Genomic DNA, 17,675 nt, shown 5'->3' with positions numbered 1-17,675 from the left:
AGCAGGGACGAAGAGGTTGTCGGTGCGCGGACGCCGGCCCGCGACGGGCCGGCGTCCGCTCTGCGGTCCGCGGCCGGGCCCCGCTCGGCCCCGGCCGGTGGGCGGCCCCGGGCGCTCTACAGCGGCACGCGCAGCGCCCCGTCGATGAGTTCGGCGGCCTCGGCGGTGCCCGCGCAGCCGCTGCGCGCCAGGCGTTCACGGACCGCGCGCAGTCTGTCGCGCAGCCGCTGGGACTCCATCCCGCGGGCCTGTTCGGCCATCTGCACGGCGATGGCGACCGCCTTGTCGGCGTTGCCCCGGCGCAGCTCGACGGTGCTGAGCATGGCCAGCCGGTGCACCCGGCCCCGGTCGTGGGCGGGGTTGTCCACGGCCGCCACCGCGTGCTCCCCGGCGGCGGCCACCTCCCCCAGGCTCAGCAGGGCTTCCGCGACCTGGACGTTGACCAGGCCGGGCTGCACATAACCGGTCTCGTCGGGTTCGTGACCGCGCCGGATGCGCTCGGCGGCCTGCTCGGCGCGCCGGATGCACGACAGGGCGCTGCTGCCGTCGCCCAGATGCGCGTACGCCTTCGCCTGCATCGCGTACAGGTCGGAGCCGAGCGCCGGGGTGATGTGGCGGCCGGCGGCGCGCAGCGCGGCCTCCGCGAAGGCGACCGCCTGGCGGTACTCCCGCATGAACAGCGACTGGTTGACCAGCAGCGCGATCACATACGCGCCGAGTCCCCGGTCACCGCTGGCCTTCGCGAGCCGGAGGGCCTGGTGGAAGTAGCGCTGGGCGAGACCGTGCGCGTCGGAGTCGTACGCGCAGATGCCGGCGATGGCCACCAGTCCGCCGGTCGCCCGGTGCAGGTGGCGGCCGGTGGCGTCGGTGTAGCCGCCGCGCAGCAGCGGCGCCGCCTCGGTGTTGAGGAAGCCGACGATGCGGGCGCGGGTCGCCACGCCGCCGGCCTTGCGGTACATCTGCTCGTAGTGGGTGCGGGCGGCGCGCAGCATCTCCAGGTCGGCCGGTGTGACCCGGTGCCGGCCGCCGCGGGAGACGTCGACGTCCTCGGGCGGGTTCTCCCACTCCCACACGGGTATCACGGCGGGCGTGCCGGTGACGGCCTGGGCGCCCAGGATGTGCGGGCGTTGCTGCTGGTCGGAGCGCCACAGCGCGGTGGCTCGTGCCACGAACCCGGACAGCGAGCCGGTGGGCGGGGCGGACGGCTCGCCGGGCACGCCCAGGCCGATGTCGTCGAGCGTGACGGAGCGGTGCAGCCGGACGGCGAGGACCTCGCAGATCAGGTCGGGCACCTGGCCGCGCGGGCGCTGCCCCTTCAGCCACCGCGCCACGGCGGTGTGTTCGTACCGGAGCGAGAGTCCGCGGCGGCGGCCCGCCTGGTTGACGTGGGCGGCGAGACCGGCGTGGGAGATCCCGGCCTCGTCCAGGATCGCGTCGAGCAGAGTGTTGGGCTGCATGGGTGGCCCCCCGGGTGGCTGGGTGCGGGACAGACTAGTGCGAACGCCTTCACACGGGGTGTGAACGGAGTGCCCGCATCCGCACCGTGTGCACGCTGTCGCGGAGCGTGTCCGTCCGGTTGACTGAAATGCCTCGCAAGAGGCCGGCCGGGCCGCCGGCTCCCCCTCGTACAGACGGCGGCCCGAACCGCGCCGTCCGCTCCGCCGTCCGCCCGACACTCCGCGGCGGGGCGGACGGCGCGCCGCGCGGCCACCCCCGGGAGGCGGAGCCGGGCGCGGCGCGGCCACCCCGGAGGCAGAGCCGGGCGCGGCGCCGCCGATGTCATGGGACGGGGTGCGCTCCGTGTCCCATGGGCGGGCCCGCGTGCGGCGCGAGGGAGTCCCGGTCGTTGCGGAGGACGAGCAGGGCGACGTCGTCGGCGGGCGACCGGCCGGTATGGCGCAGGAGTTGGGTAAGGACGGTGTGCAGCACGCTCTGGGGGCAGACCGGGGTGCCACGGACGGCCTCGGCGAGCACCTCGGCGAGCGCGAAGAACCGGCCATGGTCGTCGCGGGCCTCCTCCACCCCGTCGGTGTGAAGGAACAGGGTGTCACCGGGCTTCAGCCGGCCGCAGACCTCGGCGGGCAGCTGGGCCGGCAGCGGGAACGGCCCCATGGGCGGCAGGGGTTCGGTCGCGGCGAGGGGTACGGCGCGGCCGTCGCCCAGCAGATACGGCCAGGGGTGCCCGCAGTTGAGGACGTGCAGGGTGTCGTCGCCGCGGATCTCCAGCAGGAGCAGGGTGACGAAGTCCTCGCTGGGCGGAAGGTCCTGACAGTCCTGACCGGACCCGGCCGACGCGAGTCCGTCGTCGCACCGGTGGCCCCGCAGATGGCGGGCGAGCGCGCGGTCCAGCCTGCGCAGCACGTCCCCGAGGTCCTTCTCGTCGTGCACCGCCTCACGGAAACTGCCGAGGACGGCGGCGGCGGTCGAGGCCGCGGCGAGACCGTGCCCCCGTACGTCGCCCATGGCGACCCGCACGCCGTGTTCGGTGTGTATCACCTCGTAGAGGTCGCCGCCGATCGAGGCGCCCCGGTCGGCGGAGAACTGCGCGGCGGCCACGCCCAGCCCGCCGACGCGGGGCGGCGGGGGACGCAGCAGCGCCTGCTGGGCGGCGTTGGCGACGCCGCGGACCTGCCGCAGCTCCCGCAGCATCACCTGCCGGACATGCAGGACGAGACCCGTGCCGACGACGAAGAAGACGGCGCTGCTGACGGCGCGCGCGCCGAGCCCGTCCTGCTGGGCGAGGGGACAGCCCAGCTTGTAGGCGATGGCCACGGCTCCCCACGCCGTGGGCAGTCCGAGAGCGAGTAGACGTCCGAGGGGCCGCCTGGTGGGTCGGGCCCGTGACCTGATGCGGATCATGCCGATGGCCCCCCATGTAGGCCGTGACAGCGCAGATGGCCCCGAGAGACCGGTCTGATTCTGTCGACGCCCCGACTTCGGCAGGCCGTTTCGCCCGAAAACGTCACTCATATGAGTGACGTCAGGAACGTCCCGGAATGGGTGCGGGGGACCGTGTCGGCCGGACGCGCTCGACGCGCGTCCGGCACCGGCCACGATCCCCCGCGACGCTCAACCGCCGGGCTCGGTCACTCGGCTCAGCCGCGCAGTACGGCCCCCACGCGCTCACCCGCGAGGGCGACCGCCGCGTCCCGGGCGGCCGACGCCTCGTCCACCGTCAGCGTCCGGTCCGCCGCGCGGAAGCGCAGGGCGTACGCCAGCGACTTCTTGCCGTCCCCGAGCTGGTCCTCGTTCTCGTAGACGTCGAACAGCCGGATGGACTCCAGCAGTTCGCCGGCTCCGTCGCGCAGCGCGGACTCGACCTCGGCGGCCGGCACCGGCTGGTCCACGACGAGGGCGACGTCCTGCGTGGCGACCGGGAAGGTGGAGATGCGCGGCGCCCGCGGCGTGCCGTCACCGGCCAGCTCGAGGACGTCCAGGTCGAGCTCCATGGCGCAGCCGCGGTCCGGCAGACCCAGCGCCTTCATCACGCGCGGGTGCAGCTCACCGGCGTGGCCGACGACGCGCTCGGTGCCGTCGACGGTGACCACCAGCTCGGCGCACCGGCCCGGGTGCCACGGACCGTACTGGCCCCTGCGGACGACGAGTTCGGCGCCCGCCTCGCGGGCGACGGTGCGGGCGGCCTCGACCGCGTCGGCCCAGTCGCCCGCCCGGCCCTTGCCCCACCAGCCGGCCTGCTCGCGGGCTCCGGCGAGGACGACGGCGACATGGCGCGGCTGGTGCGGCAGCGCCGCGTCCAGCACGGCGATCTCGGCGTCGGTGGGACGCCGGTCGACGGGCAGGACGGTCGCGACGCGCTGCTCCTCGCGCGGCTGGAAGACGAGGCCGGTCTCGAACAGCGCCAGGTCGTGCGACCCGCGGCCGTCGTTGCGGCGCAGCGCGCCGAGCAGACCCGGCAGCAGCGAGGTGCGCAGCGCGGGCTCCTCGTCGCTGAGGGGGTTCGTCAGCCTGACGACGCGGCGGGCCGGGTCGTCGGCGTCGAAACCGAGCTGGTCGAAGACCTGCTCGTTGACGAACGGGTAGTTCAGCGCCTCGACATAGCCCGCCCCGGCCAGGGCCCGGCCGATGCGGCGGTGCAGCCGCTGTCGGTACGTCAGGCCGCGGCCGGCCGGGGGCCTGGGCAGCGTGGACGGCAGGTTCTCGTAGCCCTCCAGCCGGATGACCTCTTCGGCGAGGTCGTTCGGGTCGGTGAGGTCGGGGCGCCAGGACGGCACGGTGACGTTCAGCTCGTCCTGCCCGTACACGTCGCAGCCGACCTGCTGGAGGCGGCGGACGACGGTCTCGCGGCCGTACGTGACACCCGCGACCTTGTCCGGGTGGTCGGCAGGGACGGTGATGGTGCGCGGCGTGCTCGGCGCGACGACCTCGGTGACGCCGGACTCGGCGGTGCCGCCCGCGAGGAGGACCAGCAGGTCGACGGTGCGCTGCGCGGCAGCGGCGGCGGCCTGCGGGTCGACGCCGCGCTCGAAGCGGCGGGACGCCTCGGAGGACAGCTTGTGGCGGCGGGCCGTCCGCGCGACGGAGACGGCGTCGAAGTGCGCGGCCTCGATCACGATGTCCGTGGTGCCGTTGCCCGCGCCGTCGTGGTCCGCGATCTCGGTGTTGGCACCGCCCATGACTCCGGCGAGCCCGATGGGGCCGCGTTCGTCGGTGATCACCAGGTCCTCGGCGTCCAGGGTGCGCTTGACGCCGTCGAGGGTGGTGAGCTGCTCGCCCCGTTCGGCCCGGCGCACGCCGATGGTGCCCTGGACGAGGCTGCGGTCGTAGGCGTGCAGGGGCTGGCCCAGCTCCATCATCACGTAGTTGGTCACGTCGACGGCGAGCGAGATCGGGCGCATGCCGACCTTCTGCAGGCGGCGCTGCAGCCAGATCGGGGAGCGTGCCCCGGCGCTGAGGCCGGTGACGGTGCGGGCGGTGAAGCGGTCGCAGCCGACCGGGTCGGAGACCTTCACCGGGTAGCCGAAGGCGTTCGGCCCGGGCACGTCGAGGAGGGCCGGGTCGCGCAGCGGCAGACCGTAGGCGGTGGCGGTCTCGCGGGCGACGCCGCGCATCGACAGGCAGTAGCCGCGGTCGGGCGTGACGGCGATGTCGAGGACCTCGTCGACCAGTTCCAGCAGCTCGATGGCGTCCCTGCCGACCTCGGTCTCGGGCGGCAGCACGATGATGCCCTTGCTGCCGTCGTCGCCCATGCCGAGCTCGTCGCTGGAGCAGATCATGCCGTGCGAGACCTTGCCGTAGGTCTTGCGTGCGGCGATCTCGAAGCCGCCGGGCAGGGTGGCACCGGGCAGGACCACGACGACCTTGTCGCCGACAGCGAAGTTCCGGGCGCCGCAGACGATCTCCTGCGGTTCGCCCGTGCCGTTGGCGTGGCCGACGTCGACGGTGCAGAACCGGATCGGCTTCTTGAAGCCCTCCAGTTCCTCGATGGTCAGCACCTGGCCGACGACCAGCGGGCCCTTGAGGTCGGCGCCGAGCTGCTCGACGGTCTCGACCTCGAGGCCTGCGGAAATGAGCTTGGCCTGGACGTCACGGCCGGTTTCGCCCGCCGGCAGGTCGACGTACTCCCGCAGCCAAGAAAGCGGGACCCGCATCAGATCTCCATCCCGAACGGCCGGGTGAACCGGACGTCACCCTCGACCATGTCTCGCATGTCCTCGACGTTGTGGCGGAACATCAGCATCCGCTCGATGCCGAACCCGAAGGCGAAGCCGCTGTACTTCTCGGGGTCGACGCCGCAGGCGGTGAGCACCCGCGGGTTGACCATGCCGCAGCCGCCGAGCTCGATCCAGCCCTCGCTGGAGCAGGTGCGGCAGGGCCGGTCGGGGTTGCCGACGGAGCCGCCCTTGCAGACGTAGCAGAGCATGTCCATCTCGGCGCTCGGCTCGGTGAAGGGGAAGAAGTTCGGCCGCAGCCGGGTCTTCATGCCCTCGCCGAACAGCGACTGGACCATGTGGTCCAGGGTGCCCTTGAGGTCGGCCATGGTCAGGCCCTCGTCCACGGCGAGCAGCTCGACCTGGTGGAAGACGGGGGTGTGCGTGGCGTCCAGCTCGTCGGTGCGGTACACGCGGCCGGGGCAGATCACGTAGACCGGCAGCTCACGCCGGAGCAGGGAGCGGATCTGCACGGGCGAGGTGTGGGTGCGCAGCACGACGCCGGACTCGGTGCCGCCCTCGGGGCCCTGCACGAAGAAGGTGTCGTGCTCGCCGCGCGCGGGGTGGTCGGGGCCGATGTTCAGGGCATCGAAGTTGAACCACTCGGCCTCGGCCTGCGGGCCCTCGGCGACCTCGTAGCCCATGGCGACGAAGATGTCCTCGATGCGCTCCGACAGCGTGGTCAGCGGGTGGCGGGCACCGGCCGGCACCCGGTCGTGGGGCAGCGTGACGTCCACGGCCTCCTCGACCAGCACGCGCGCGTCCCGCTCGGCCTCCAGCTCGGCCTGCCGGCCGGCGAGGGCCTTGTTGACGGCGCCGCGGGCCTGCCCGACGCGCTTGCCGGCGTCGGCCTTGGCGTGCGGGGGCAGCGCGCCGATCTCGCGGTTGGCCAGCGCCAGCGGGGAGGTGCCGCCGGTGTGGGCGACCTTGGCCTCCTGGAGCGCGTCGAGGGAGTCCGCGGCGGCGAAGGCGGCGAGCGCCTCGTCCCGCATGCGCTCGATCTCTTCCGGTTTCAACGCCTCGACCTCGACAGGGTCGTACGACTTATTCGGTGCCGACATCTCTTCCCGTGCTTCCGATTGGCTGGCTGGAGGTCCCCGTCTCCGATCCGATGACAGACCGTCTCCGACTTCGGGACGCAAAGGTGCCAAAGGCCGAGTCTAACGGGGTGAGGGTGTACGACCGCGCCCGTGGGGCTCCCGGCCGTCTCAGAGGAGATACGCCGGTACCGCCACGGGCAGCGTAAATCGGAACTCGGCGCCGCCACCGGGGGCGCGGCCGACCGTGATGGTGCCGCCGTGGGCCTCCACGATGCCCTTGACGATGTACAGCCCGAGCCCCGTGCCGCCGCGCTTGCTGCCCCGCCAGAAGCGGGTGAAGACGCGGTTCATGGACTCCTCCGGGATGCCGGGCCCCTCGTCGCTCACCGTGACCGACGTGCCGGTGTCCTCTCCCTCGCGGGGGGACTCCGTGGCCGCGATGTCGATGGTGACGGTTCCCTCGCCGTGCCGCACGGCATTTTCCAGCAGGTTGCTGAGCACCTGGTCGACCTTGTCGGGGTCGGCCCACAGGTCGGGCAACGGCTGCTCGATGCGGAGCAGGAACCGGTCGGCGGGCAGGCCCGCGGCGACATACGCCTGGATGTGACGGCCGACGGCGGCCCCGATGTCGACGGGCTGGCGACGCAGCTCCAGGCGCCCGGAGTCGATGCGGGAGATGTCGAGCAGTTCGGCGATGAGACGGGTGACACGGTCGGCGTCGGCGTCGACGGTCTCCAGCATCAGCCGCTTCTGGTCGTCGGTGAACCGCTCCCACTTGGCGAGCAGCGTCGCCGTGAAGCCCTTGACGGAGGTGAGCGGGGAGCGCAGTTCGTGGGCGACGGTGGCTATCAGCTCGGCGTGGCTGCGCTCGGTGCGGCGGCGGGCCTCGGTGTCGCGCAGGGTGACGACGACGCGGTGGACGGGGCCGGTCGGTTCGGTGCGGACGTAACGCGCGGTGACGAGGACTTCGCGGCCGCCGGGCAGTAAGAGGTTCCGCTCGGGCTGGCGGGTGCGGATGGCGAGGCCGCCGTAGGGGTCGGTGAGCTGCCACCAGCGGCGGCTCTCCAGGTCCTCCAGCGGCAGGGCCTTCTCCAGTGGCCGGCCGAGGACGTCGGCGGCGCGGACGTCGGCGATGCGTTCGGCGGCGGTGTTGCAGCAGATCACCCGGCCGTTCTCGTCGGCGACGACGAGGCCGTCGGGCAGCTCGTCGGGGTCGATGCCGAGCCCGGCGGGATCACAGGGCCGGGGCGCGGGTGCGCGCCGCCGTGCCGCCCGGTTTCCCGGTGCGCTGCTCGTGCCGACGCTCATCCCCGTATCCCACCTCTCTCAAGCCACGGGAGGTGCCCCTGGGCTGGTCACCCTACTAGCTGTCGGTGACGGAGCGGCACCCTGCGGCGGCGCGCTGTGCACGTGCCGAGGCGTACAGACATACGGCGGCGGCGGTGGCGAGGTTCAGGCTTTCGGCGCGTCCGTGGATCGGGACGCGTACGACGGCGTCCGTGAGGGCCCGGGTCTCCTCGGGCAGACCCCAGGCCTCGTTGCCGAACAGCCAGGCGGTGGGGCCGCCCATGGTGCCCTTGTCGAGTTCCTCGTCGAGGTCCCGGTCGCCCGCCCCGTCGGCGGCGAGGACGCGCACTCCGGTGTCCCTGAGCCGTCCGACGGCCTCCTCCACGGGGACGCCGACGGCGACGGGCAGGTGGAAGTGGGAGCCGACGGAGGCGCGGACGGCCTTGGGGTTGTACAGGTCGACGGAGGCGTCGGTGAGGACGACGGCCTCGGCTCCGGCGGCGTCGGCGCAGCGCAGTACGGTTCCGGCGTTGCCCGGGTCGCGGACGTGGGCGAGGACGGCGACGAGGCGGGGGCGGGCCCTGAGGATGTCCTCGAAGGGCGTGTCGACGAACCGGCACACCCCGACGAGGCCCTGCGGGGTGACGGTGGTGGAGATGTCGGCGACGACCTGTTCGGCGGCGAGGTGCACGCGGGCGCCGGCGTCCCGCGCGTCCCCGACGATGTCGGCGTACCGGTCGGCGGCTTCCGGCGTCACGAACAGCTCGACCAGGGTGTCCCCGTGCCCGGCCGCTTCCCGCACGGCCTGCGGCCCCTCGGCCAGGAACAGCCGCTCCTTGCTCCGGAAGTTCCGCCTGGCCAGCCGCCTGGCAGCGGCGACACGGGGGGAACGGGGGGAGATCGGCTCGGGGGCGGCGGGACGCATGCGATTCTTCACTTCCACAAGTAACGGGACGCCGGGTGCGGACGTGCCCTGCAGGGGCGCGGGGGGCCGCGCGACCCGCCACGACGAACCCGCGGCCGGAACGAACAGGAGCGGGCGGCAACTGAAGGACCCGCAGGCTCGAAGCCTGCGGGTCCTTCAGTCACTCGGCTCGAAGCCGGCGCAGCGTCACGCGGCCTTCGGCGCGTTGACGTCGCTCGGCAGGGCCTTCTGCGCGACCTCGACGAGCGCGGCGAACGCGTTCGCGTCGTTCACGGCGAGCTCGGCGAGGATCTTGCGGTCGACCTCGACGTTGGCGGCCTTCAGACCCTGGATGAAGCGGTTGTAGGTCATGCCGTTGGCGCGGGCAGCGGCGTTGATGCGCTGGATCCACAGCTGACGGAAGTCACCCTTGCGCTTCTTACGGTCGTTGTAGTTGTAGACCAGCGAGTGGGTGACCTGCTCCTTGGCCTTGCGGTACAGGCGCGAGCGCTGACCGCGGTAGCCGGAGGCCTGCTCGAGGATCGCCCGGCGCTTCTTGTGAGCGTTGACTGCCCGCTTGACGCGTGCCACTTGTTAACTCCTTGTAGCGGGGCCGCGGTGGTCGTCACGCGGCCCGATATCGATTGGGTCCCGGTCCAGACGAACGGCGCCGTGGCGCCGCAGCGTCACTTGCCGAGAAGCTTCTTGATCTTCTTGGCGTCGCCCGGGGCCATCTCGGCGTTGCCGGTGAGGCGCCGCGTCAGACGGGACGACTTGTGCTCGAGCAGGTGGCGCTTGCCGGCGCGCTCGCGGAGCACCTTGCCGGAGCCGGTGACCTTGAAGCGCTTGCTGGCACCGCTGTGCGACTTGTTCTTCGGCATAGCGCCGTTCTCTCCTCGTCGGTGGCGCTCCGGTGCCCGGTCGTCGAACCGGGCACGGTGGAGCGTCGCTTGTGTCGGTTACTGCCCTGGGACTGGCGTCCCGGGGGTCACGCCTCGGCGTGCTCGTCGGCGGGCTCGTCGACCGGCTCGTCGACCAGCTCATCGATCAGTTCGTCTGCGTCCGCGGCGTTCTGCGAGCGGCCGGGGTTGGCCTTCGCTTCGGCCTTGCGGGCTTCCTGCGCCTGGCGGGCCTCGGCCATCGCCTCGGTCTTCTTCTTGTGCGGACCGAGAACCATGATCATGTTGCGGCCGTCCTGCTTCGGGTTCGACTCGACGAACCCGAGGTCGGCCACATCCTCCGCGAGGCGCTGCAGCAGCCGGTAGCCAAGCTCCGGCCGGGACTGCTCGCGACCACGGAACATGATCGTGATCTTGACCTTGTCGCCCTGCTTGAGGAACCGGACGACGTGACCCTTCTTGGTGTCGTAGTCGTGCGGGTCGATCTTCGGCCGGAGCTTCATCTCCTTGATGACCGTGTGCGCCTGGTTCTTGCGCGCCTCACGGGCCTTCATGGCCGACTCGTACTTGAACTTCCCGTAGTCCATGAGCTTGCACACGGGCGGACGGGCGTTCGCCGCGACCTCGACCAGGTCCAGGTCGTACTCCTGCGCAAGCTCCAGTGCCTTGGCCAGGGGGACGATGCCCACCTGCTCGCCACTGGGACCGACAAGTCGCACCTCGGGAACGCGAATCCGGTCGTTGATGCGGGGCTCGGCGCTGATGGATCCTCCTCGGTAGCACCAACGCGACGGTCTGGCGGACAGCCGCGTAACGTCTGTGTTTGACGGACCTAACCGCGTCGGCGCAACAAAAATGCCCCGGACGGTCACAGGCGGGGCTCCTCGAACTACCGGAGCGCCGCCGCGATGACCGCGGGGCACACTTTCGGGTCGACCGCCGCCACGGAGGGGCGGGGCCGCCTGACCGGTGACCCGCCGTCCCGGGGGACGGTCGGGTGGGAGTTCGAAAACCTCCACTTGTGGGCCGGGCCCGTCGCCGTGAGGCATACGCGTCCGACCGGTCGTTACACAAGGTTAGCAGCTTTGTCCCACCTCGTGCCAACCGAGGCCGGGTGGGGTGTCCGGCGGTCCCGCGGCCTATCGTGTGCGGCATGAGTGAGACCCCTCCTGAGACGCCCGACTTCGACGCCATGGCCCGTGACATCGCCGAGGTTCCGGCGGTCGAGGTGATCGTGACGGTCGCCGTCAACCTGATGAGCGCCGCCGCCGTGAAGCTCGGCCTGACCGAGGAGGGCGACACCCACAAGGACCTGGACGAGGCCCGGAAGCTGGTGCACGCGCTGGCCGGTCTGCTGGACGCGAGCACGACCGAGATCAGCTCCTTCCACGCGGCACCGCTGCGGGACGGTCTGAAGTCGCTGCAGCTGGCGTTCCGCGAGGCGTCATTCGTCCCGGACGAGCCGGGTCAGGGTCCGGGCGAGAAGTACACCGGTCCGGTCTACGGCTAGCCAGCTGGCTTGGCTAGCGGATCACCGTACGTACAAGGTCTCGCCCGGTGGCGTCGCCCCGGCCGGCAGGAGTGCCAGGTCGAGGCCGCGTACCAGGCGGGCCCGCAGTGTTTCGTCGGCGGCGAGACGCCGGGCTACGGCGCGGGCGGCCTCGGCGGGCCGCGCGGAGCCGTCCAGGACGAGGGCGAGGGTGCCGTCCGCCTGACCGGGGCCCAGATGGGCGCGCAGGACGGCGGGCTCCGCTGCCACGGCGCCGCGGACGGCTTCGACCACGGCCGGGTCGGCGAGCGGATCGGCGCTGGTGCGGCCCTCCGCGAGTGCCAGCAGCGCGGAGCCGGTCAGCTCGAACGGCACCGGACCGGCCAGGTCCAGGACGACCGTGTCCGCCTTCTCGTGCGCGGCGGCCCGCAGCGCCTGGAGCAGGGGTACGGCGACGGGGCGGGCCTGCGGGTCCCAGCGGGTGAGCGCGTCGGTAGAGGTGAAGGCGGGGAGGGCGGTGCGGCCGGCCGCCTTGAGGGTGGGGACGGCCATGTCGCTGGTCTTCTCGCGGCGCAGCCCCCTCTCGTCCTCCTCGATCTCCCCGAGGACGGCCACGACGGGGACGAGGAGCCGGGCACCCCTGAGGGCCTCCAGGACGGGGGCGACGGCGGTGCGGTCCTCGGCCCAGGCGGTGAGCGCCGCGCTCAGCCGGGGGTCGGCGGAGCCGTCGTCGTCGGAGAAGCCGGGGTCGGGGATGTTCTTGTCAGCCACGGTCACCGACCCTATCGGGGCGCCGGGCAACGCCGTACCGGGCTAGTGGCCGTCGGGCCGGCGGCCGGAGGGGGCGCGGCGGGCGCGCCACATCACCACCGCCATCACCAGCAGCACGCCGCCCGCGCTGCCCGCGAGCGGGGCCGCCCAGCCGGCGGTGTCGTCGTCGAGGGCGGCGGCGTCCGGGCCGGGCCCGAAGTACTCCTCGCCGTACGCCGCCGAGCGCAGTTCCTGCGGCTTCAGCCGGCCGGCGGCCGCGATGGCGGCGGCCGGGTCGACGAAGCCGAAGCCGCGTGAGTCGTCGCGGCCGTCGACGGGGGCGTTGCGCGCGGTGTCCTCAAGGAGGTCCTTGACCTGGGCCGGGGTCAGGTCCGGGTGGGCCGCCGTGACCAGGGCGGCGGCGCCGGAGACGAACGCGGCGGCGGCGCTGGTGCCCCAGCCCTCGTAGTACTTGCGGTCGGGGTCGGCGATGACGACGTCGACGCCGGGCGCGCTGACCGTGGCGTACCAGCGGCGGGTGGAGAAGGAGGCGCGGGTGCCGTAGCGGTCGACGGCGGTCACGGCGATCACGCCCGGGTAGGCGGCCGGGTAGGAGATGTGGTCGCCCTTCTCGCCGCCGTTGCCGGCGGAGGCGACGACGACCACGCCCTTTCTCAGGGCGTACTGGACGGCCTCGTCCTCGGCGGGTTCGGGGTGCGCGGAGGCGGAGTCGTCGCCGAGGGAGAGGTTGATGACGTCGGCACCGTGGTCGGCCGCCCAGCGGATGCCCTCGGCGAGGGCGTTGCCGCGGGTCTTGCGGGCCTTGGCCCGGGACGGGTCGCCGTCCTCCAGGATCACGCGGACGGGGAGGATCTTCGCCTCGGGTGCGACGCCCATGATGCCGGAGCCCGAACCACTGCCGTGTCCGTGACCGGCCACTATGCCGGCCATCGCGGTGCCGTGCCGGGCCCAGGGTCGGTCGCCGCGCTTCGCGCCGAAACCGACCATGTCCCTGCCGGTGAGGACGTTGCCCCTGAGGTCGGGGTGGTCGGAGTCGACGCCGGTGTCAAGGACGGCGACGGTGACGCCGGCCCCCTTGGTGGTCCGCCAGGCCTCCTGGGTGTGCATGGCGTCCAGGGCCCACTGCTGGGCACGGATGCCGTCGGCGTGGGCCGTGGTGGCCGGCAGGAGGACGAGGACGGCGGCCAGGAACGGGGCGAACAGTCCGCCGCGGCGGGACACCGGACGGGTGATCCGGTGGACGATCGGGTGGCTCATGACGGCTGCTCCGTGGCCCGGCCGACGGTCTTGCGCAGGCCTCGTTCGACGCGGTCGGCCAGGCCGCGCGCCTCGTGGCCGAGGCCGGCCTGCGCGACGGCCTCGGTGGTGCCGGTCCTCACGGCCTCCTCGGCGGGCAGCGGTTCGTCGACGCCGCGGCCGTCGGCCCAGCCGGAGACGGCGAAGACGACGACGGGGGCGTCGGTGAGGACGGAGATCTCCCAGGAGGCGCGCTGCTCGGCGCCGAAGCGCGCTGCGGGGGTGTCCTTCGGGGCGTACGGGCGGGGCATCAGGTCGGTGCGGCGGTCCAGGCCGTCCTTGCGGAAGCGGCCGGCGAGGGTGGTCATGGCAGCGGCGTCGGCGTCCGTGAACAGCATCCCGACGGTGGTGACGTGGCTCCGGGTGGCGTCCGTGTAGGTGGCGCGCAGCAGGCGCCGGCAGCCGACGGGGTCCAGGACCTTGCGGAGCAGCGGGTCGAAGGCGCCCTGGCAGCCGCTGTCGGGGGCGACGCCGATACGGGTCCAGGTGCGGTCGGCTCCGCCGGGTCCGGCTCCGCGGCCCTGCACGGTGGGCGGGAAGAGCTGGTCGACGGGGACGCTGTGCCACAGGCCGCCGGCCGCCTCGTAGGCCTCGCGCGCGCCGCCGTCGCCGGGCCCGCCGAGCCGGCTGCCGGTGACGGCTCCGCCGATGAGGCCGAGGCCGAGTACGAGGCACAGGGCGGCGGCAGCGGTGCGCGAGCGCCGTGGGGCACCCAGCGGCCGGGCCCGGTTGCGCTCGTCGTACCCCTCGGGTGTCCCGAACGACACGACGGGCCGCACACCGGTGGTCGCGCGGGTCGGTGCCGTGGGGGCGCTCCAGGAGAGGGAGGGGTCGGGCTGCGGGGCGGCCGCACCGGGGGAAGGCGTTCGGGACGCCGCGCTGCTCCGGCCGGGGCGGCCGGTGGACGGTGCCGTATCGCCCTGACCGTGCCGGGCGGCGCCCGTGCGGGCGGCGGGAGGTGCGGCGAAGGGTGCGGTGTGCGGTGTGCGGTCGTCGGGCGGGCCCACCGGACGGGGCACGCCCGCGGGAGGGGGCACCGGCCCGGGCGTCACCGGACGCAGCCGGGCGGTCGTCTCGGCCGGGGTCTCGGGTGCGGCGTGCGGCTGCGGGGGCACGGACGGGCGGCCGGTGGGTCGGGGCGGGACGGCGGGCCGCCCGGTCGCCCCGGAGGGGCGCGTCGCGGCGGCCGGGCGGTGCGGGGGCTCCGACGGGCGGCCGGTCGGGCGGGGTGGTACGGCGGACCGGCCCGTCTCCCGGGCGGGGGGCAGCGGAGCGCCCGGACGGTGCGTGGGGGCCGGTGGACGGCCGGTGGGGCGCGGTGGCAGGGCGGACCGGCCCGTCGCCCCCTCGGCGGGCGCCGTGGCGCTGTCGGGTACGGCGGTCCGGTCCGTGGGCGCGGCGGGGCGTTCCGGGGACGCCGGAGGGCGGGGCGGTGTGGTGGGGCGGGCGGGCGCCTGGGCTCCGGTGTTCCCGTCCGGGTCTGTGCCGACGGGCGGGGGCGTGTCGGGGAAGCGGGCGGAGGCCTTCGGCGGGGGCGGGGGGTGGCCCGTGGCCGGTGAACGGTAGCTCGAGGGGCGGGGGGTGTCGGCGTTGCCGGCCCCCGGGGCGGTGTTCGTGCGCGCGTCCCGAGCGGCCGCCGTACGCCCGTCCTGTGCGGCCGTGCGCGGCTCCTGCGGGGTTTCGCCGCGCGGCGGTGTCGGGTCGCGCGGGGCGGTGTTCTGCGGGCGGGGGGTGTCGCGGTCGGTCCGGCGGGGTTGTTCCGGTTCCCGGTCGCCGGGCGCCGAAGGGCTGGAGGCGCGTCGCGCTTCCGTACTCATCCGCCCCCCGTTTCCTCGTCCCCGGGTTCTGCCGTTCCCCGTCCCGGGGCCCTGTGCCCACGGGCACGCGCGTCCCGCTCCCGGGCGCTCGGGCCCGCGTGCCCGCGCGTGTGGCGGCATCCCGGCGCGGCTGCGGCGGGCGGCGTCCCCGTGCGTGCGCGTCACTCTACGGCGTGTCGGCGCCCGAGCGGGAACCAGTCCGCGCCACGGGGGCATCTGCCCGGGAACGTCCCACTACCCTGCGGTAATACCTTCTGGCAGGCTGCGCTCATGACCGCACGCCTCGCCGACCGGGCTCGGTACGACCGGGCCACCGCCCATCTCGACGCTCCCCTCGCGATCGTGGACCTGGACGCCTTCGACGCCAACGCGGCGGATCTGGTCCGCCGGGCGGGCGGGAAACCGGTCCGGGTCGCCAGCAAGTCCGTGCGCTGCCGTGCCCTGCTCGAGCGGGTCCTGGCCCGGGACGGCTTCGCGGGGATCATGTCGTTCACGCTGGCCGAGTCGCTGTGGCTGGCGCGCTCCGGTTTCGGCGACGTGCTGCTCGCCTACCCGTCCGCCGACCGCGCCGGTTTCGCGGAGCTGGCCGGTGATCCGGAGCTCGCCGCCGCCGTGACCGTGATGGTGGACGATCCGGCGCAGCTCGACCTGATCGACGCCTCGCGCGGCGGCGGACGCGCAGTGGTGCGGGTGTGCCTGGAGCTGGACACCTCCCTGCGGATGCTCGGCGGGCGGCTGCGGATCGGGGCGCTGCGCTCCCCCCTGCGCTCTCCGGCGCAGCTCGCCGGCCTGGCCCGGGCGGTGGCCCGGCGGCCGGGTTTCAAGGTCGTCGGGATCATGGCGTACGAGGGTCACGTCGCCGGGGTCGGGGACGCGGTGGCCGGGCGTCCGCTGCGGTCCCGGGGCATACGGCTGATGCAGGCCGCGGCCCGGCGGGAACTCTCCGAGCGGCGCGCGGCGGCGGTGCGGGCGGTGCGGGCCGTGGTGCCCGACCTGGAGTTCGTGAACGGTGGCGGGACGGGCAGTGTGCAGCACACGGTCGCCGAGGACGCGGTGACGGAGGTCGCCGCCGGGTCGGGGCTGTACGTGCCGCGGCTGTTCGACCACTACACGTCGTTCACGGGCCGGCCGGCCGCGCTGTTCGCGCTGCCGGTGGTGCGGCGGCCGGGTGTCGGCGTGGTGACGGTGCTGGGCGGCGGCTATCCCGCGTCCGGCGCGGCGGGCCCTGACCGGTCGCCGGTGCCGTATCTGCCGGAGGGCCTGCGGTACGACCCCCGGGAGGGCGCGGGCGAGGTGCAGACGCCGTTGACCGGCTCCGCCGCCGACGATCTCCTCGTCGGCGACAGGGTGTGGTTCCGGCACGCGAAGGCGGGCGAGCTGTGCGAGCGGTTCGACACGCTGCGTCTGGTGGAGGGGGACGCGGTGACCGGTGCGGTGCCGACGTACCGCGGCGAGGGGCGGACCTTCCTGTAGGCCCCGCACCCGGCGTCGTCCGCGCGGGCCGGGGCCCTCAGCCGGTGGGGCCGATGCTGCTGCCGACGCCTCCGCCGGTGGACGCGTCGCCGGCGGGCCGGATGCCCTTGGTCATGCGGTCCATGTCGGCGAGCGGCGGACCGTCCTCGCCCGCGTCGAAGACGTACCGGACGACGACGGGCGACTCGGTGCCGGCGGTTGACCGGAACACCAGCGACTGCACGTAGCCGCCTGGGCCCTCGGCGGTCTTCACGCGCCAGCGCACCAGGTATCCGGCGCGTCCCGCGACCGCGACGGGGCCCGCCTTCACCTCCCGGTGGGACTCGATGCCGCCGAAGGGCCGCCTGCCGACGAGGTCCTCTTCGTAGGCGTCGTCGGCGGCGTCCTCGATGTCCTCGCGGGCCAGTGCCTCGGGCGACGTCTCGTCGGTGGCGGTGACGGTGCGGGAGACGACCAGGCCGTGCCGGCAGAAGCCGTCGTCGCCGGGGCAGTCGTAGGTGCCGTCGGTGGTCATGAGGACGTCGTCCTGGGCGACGTGGTCCGGGCGGACCCAGCCGTCGAGGAGCGGCAGGGTGATGCCGTTCAGCTCGTCCGCCACGCGGTTCGGGTCCTCGGGGGGCCCGGAGGTGGACGGCGAGGGCGAGGGGGACCGGGTGTCGTCGGCCGGGACCGGGGGCGAGGAGGCCTCCGTGCCCGGTGAGGCCTTGGTGCCGGGGTCGTCGTCCTTGCCGAGCAGGACCACGCCGGTGACGACCGACGCGACCAGGACGAGGCCGGCGGTGGTCAGCGCGACGATCCCGGCCCGGTTGTCGCCCCGACCACCGCCGGCCCGTGGCGCCGGTGGCACGGCCGGGCCCGGCGCGGGTACCGGCGGGCCCGGCGGCGGTGCGGGTACGGCGGTGGCCTCCGGCGTACGCCGGTGGTCGGTCCAGGCCGTGCCGTCCCACCAGCGTTCCAGGTGCGGGCCCGACGGGTCGCGGTACCAGCCGGGCGGCGGCGTCATGCTCATCCCGGCACCTTAAGCCGCGCC

General features: G+C 74.0%; 15 protein-coding genes. 2 read left to right on the top strand and 13 right to left on the bottom strand.

All coding sequences use genetic code 11. The annotated features are described in order from the left end of the window. Window positions 1-116: 116 nt before the first annotated feature. From ABZ354_RS09305 to infC, 9 genes are all read right to left on the bottom strand, one after another. Window positions 117-1,457: a transcriptional regulator gene (locus tag ABZ354_RS09305; RefSeq protein ID WP_358654632.1), complete on the bottom strand. Its 1,341-nt coding sequence runs from the start codon at window positions 1,455-1,457 to the stop codon at window positions 117-119. Between the two features lie 322 nt (window positions 1,458-1,779). Continuing rightward, window positions 1,780-2,859, bottom strand: a complete 1,080-nt coding sequence (locus ABZ354_RS09300) for a PP2C family protein-serine/threonine phosphatase (RefSeq protein ID WP_358654630.1) — start codon at window positions 2,857-2,859, stop codon at window positions 1,780-1,782. Between the two features lie 236 nt (window positions 2,860-3,095). Beyond that, window positions 3,096-5,609, bottom strand: a complete 2,514-nt coding sequence (gene pheT, locus ABZ354_RS09295) for a phenylalanine--tRNA ligase subunit beta (RefSeq protein ID WP_358654629.1) — start codon at window positions 5,607-5,609, stop codon at window positions 3,096-3,098. Further along, window positions 5,609-6,730, bottom strand: coding sequence for a phenylalanine--tRNA ligase subunit alpha (gene pheS, locus ABZ354_RS09290; RefSeq protein ID WP_358654627.1), 1,122 nt, complete (start codon window positions 6,728-6,730; stop codon window positions 5,609-5,611). Before pheS ends, pheT begins: the two co-directional genes overlap by 1 nt. 147 nt (window positions 6,731-6,877) lie before the next feature. Continuing rightward, on the bottom strand, window positions 6,878-8,017 hold the full coding sequence (locus tag ABZ354_RS09285) for an ATP-binding protein (RefSeq protein ID WP_358654625.1): 1,140 nt from the start codon (window positions 8,015-8,017) through the stop codon (window positions 6,878-6,880). Window positions 8,018-8,072: 55 nt separating this feature from the next. Further along, window positions 8,073-8,921 (bottom strand): RNA methyltransferase, encoded by an 849-nt coding sequence (locus ABZ354_RS09280; protein WP_358654981.1) that lies wholly within the window; start codon window positions 8,919-8,921, stop codon window positions 8,073-8,075. Window positions 8,922-9,107: 186 nt separating this feature from the next. Then, a complete protein-coding gene (gene rplT, locus ABZ354_RS09275; RefSeq protein WP_030381833.1) occupies window positions 9,108-9,491 on the bottom strand; it encodes a 50S ribosomal protein L20 in 384 nt (127 codons plus the stop codon). A 95-nt stretch (window positions 9,492-9,586) separates the two neighbouring features. Next, complete coding sequence (rpmI, locus tag ABZ354_RS09270) at window positions 9,587-9,781, bottom strand: 50S ribosomal protein L35 (protein WP_007829094.1); 195 nt, start codon at window positions 9,779-9,781, stop codon at window positions 9,587-9,589. A 107-nt stretch (window positions 9,782-9,888) separates the two neighbouring features. Further along, on the bottom strand, window positions 9,889-10,563 hold the full coding sequence (gene infC / locus ABZ354_RS09265; protein WP_358654979.1) for a translation initiation factor IF-3: 675 nt from the start codon (window positions 10,561-10,563) through the stop codon (window positions 9,889-9,891). A 389-nt stretch (window positions 10,564-10,952) separates the two neighbouring features. Between infC and ABZ354_RS09260 the strand changes: the two genes are divergently transcribed. Beyond that, window positions 10,953-11,309 (top strand): DUF1844 domain-containing protein, encoded by a 357-nt coding sequence (locus ABZ354_RS09260; protein WP_358654622.1) that lies wholly within the window; start codon window positions 10,953-10,955, stop codon window positions 11,307-11,309. A gap of 21 nt (window positions 11,310-11,330) precedes the next feature. Here the strand turns inward: ABZ354_RS09260 and ABZ354_RS09255 are convergent, their stop codons facing one another. From ABZ354_RS09255 to ABZ354_RS09245, 3 genes are read right to left on the bottom strand one after another with little or no spacing between them, the layout of a single operon-like run. Then, complete coding sequence (locus tag ABZ354_RS09255) at window positions 11,331-12,059, bottom strand: SseB family protein (protein ID WP_358654621.1); 729 nt, start codon at window positions 12,057-12,059, stop codon at window positions 11,331-11,333. Window positions 12,060-12,101: 42 nt separating this feature from the next. Continuing rightward, the gene (mycP, locus tag ABZ354_RS09250) at window positions 12,102-13,316 is read right to left on the bottom strand and encodes a type VII secretion-associated serine protease mycosin (protein ID WP_358654619.1); all 1,215 of its coding nucleotides are present in this window, start codon (window positions 13,314-13,316) and stop codon (window positions 12,102-12,104) included. Then, window positions 13,313-15,172, bottom strand: coding sequence for a hypothetical protein (locus ABZ354_RS09245; protein ID WP_358654617.1), 1,860 nt, complete (start codon window positions 15,170-15,172; stop codon window positions 13,313-13,315). Before ABZ354_RS09245 ends, mycP begins: the two co-directional genes overlap by 4 nt. A gap of 270 nt (window positions 15,173-15,442) precedes the next feature. On the opposite strand from ABZ354_RS09245, the gene ABZ354_RS09240 reads away from it, so the two are divergent. Continuing rightward, a complete protein-coding gene (locus tag ABZ354_RS09240) occupies window positions 15,443-16,645 on the top strand; it encodes an amino acid deaminase/aldolase (protein ID WP_358654615.1) in 1,203 nt (400 codons plus the stop codon). 37 nt (window positions 16,646-16,682) lie between these two features. Here ABZ354_RS09240 and ABZ354_RS09235 read toward each other — a convergent pair whose 3' ends face one another. Continuing rightward, complete coding sequence (locus tag ABZ354_RS09235) at window positions 16,683-17,648, bottom strand: DUF2510 domain-containing protein (protein ID WP_358654977.1); 966 nt, start codon at window positions 17,646-17,648, stop codon at window positions 16,683-16,685. Between the last annotated feature and the right edge of the window lie 27 nt (window positions 17,649-17,675).

The organism is Streptomyces sp. NPDC005925, assembly GCF_040638805.1.
In the GTDB taxonomy this organism is placed as follows: domain Bacteria; phylum Actinomycetota; class Actinomycetes; order Streptomycetales; family Streptomycetaceae; genus Streptomyces.
Note: the sequence above shows the minus strand (reverse complement) of the source record. Positions and strands in the feature narration are given on the sequence as shown.